The sequence below is a fragment of the Vibrio sp. Vb0937 genome (assembly GCF_033338855.1).
Genome location: NZ_JAWOTK010000210.1, coordinates 1 through 1,354 on the forward strand (window position 1 = coordinate 1; position 1,354 = coordinate 1,354).

The 1,354-nt window shown below is 44.7% G+C and carries 1 protein-coding gene; it reads left to right on the forward strand.

Going from position 1 to position 1,354, the window contains the following annotated elements:
- The coding region (locus R7P67_RS24505; protein WP_318086273.1) for a cadherin-like domain-containing protein at positions 1 to 1,354 on the forward strand (1,354 nt) is incomplete at both ends.

Consider the following 1,354-nt stretch of genomic DNA (forward strand, 5'->3'; position numbering starts at 1 on the left):
GAAGATACGTTGATTTCACTCAACCAGTCAGGTACTGGCGTTACGATCAGTCTGACCGACGATGATGGCTCTGAAAGCTTTGTTTCACTTAAGCTGACTGGTATTCCGAATGACTTTGTTGTTGAGTCTAATTCATCCGATTACATTGTGAAAAACGCAGGCAATGGCGAGTGGAGCATTCAAGTTAAAGACTTGACGCAAACTTCTATCGACTTGAGCGATATTCAAATTAAGCCGCCAAAACACTTTAGTGGTGAAGTTGAAATCGGTATCTCTGTCTTCATTCAAGAAGAGTTGTTGAAAGTGCCTACCGAGCGAAACAGCAACTTTACGTTAGTCGTTAACCCGATTGGCGACGACGTGGATGTTAACCCAGATACCCAAGTCTCAGGCAATGAAGGCGAAGACATTACCATCAACGTGAATGCGCTGGTGGTGGATAACAAAGAGTCGATTGGCGACGGTGCAAATTATCAAGAGAATGATCCAGAAACATTGAGGGTTGAGATTTCAAATGTACCAGATGGTGCGAGCTTGTCACTTCCAGATGGAACGACATTTGTTGATCAAGGTAGTGGTGTTTTTGTCCTTGAAATCAATGCACAAGACCTAGATCAAATCGTCTTTAACTCTGGTGATAGAAACGACAATTCTTGGGCTGGCTCGCTTCATTTTAAAGTGCAAGCGGTCGATACCGGCCTAGACGGCAGCCAAAGCTTGGGTAATGCGGAAGAGTTTGATGTGTCCGTCGATGTTACTGCGGTAAACGACAGACCTGATTTCGTTAATGTTGTCGATGTGGAAACACCTGAAGACAACGCCTTATTGCTAAATAGCTTCGGTATCTCTGATGTCGATGCGGTACTTGATAACCCGAATGCAGAGTATGTTCTTAATGTAGCGGTAGATAGCGGGTATCTCGCATTGAACGCTAACGTTATCTCGAAATATGGTTTGACGGTTCAGGGTGACGGTACAGGAGCGGTTGAGCTAAAAGGTTCAGTCGCAGATCTCAATGCCGCCATTGCAGAAGGATTGATTGAGTTCAACCCTGATCTCAACTTCTTCGGCGATGTTACTGTGAACATTACAGTCGATGACCAAGGTAACGAAGGCATTGTTATTAGTGGTGTTGATGACACTTTAAACACCAACAGCAGCAGTTTTGTGATTGATGTTACAGCCGTGAACGATGCGCCTGAAACGTCGCCAGTTACCTTGACCAGTATTGGTGAAGACAGTGGTGTATTTGCAATTTCTGCATCAGATTTGCTTGTGAATGCCACTGATGTGGAAAACGACAACTTGACGGTGAGTAACGTCCAACTTGTAGACCCAAGTTCTGGCTCTTTGG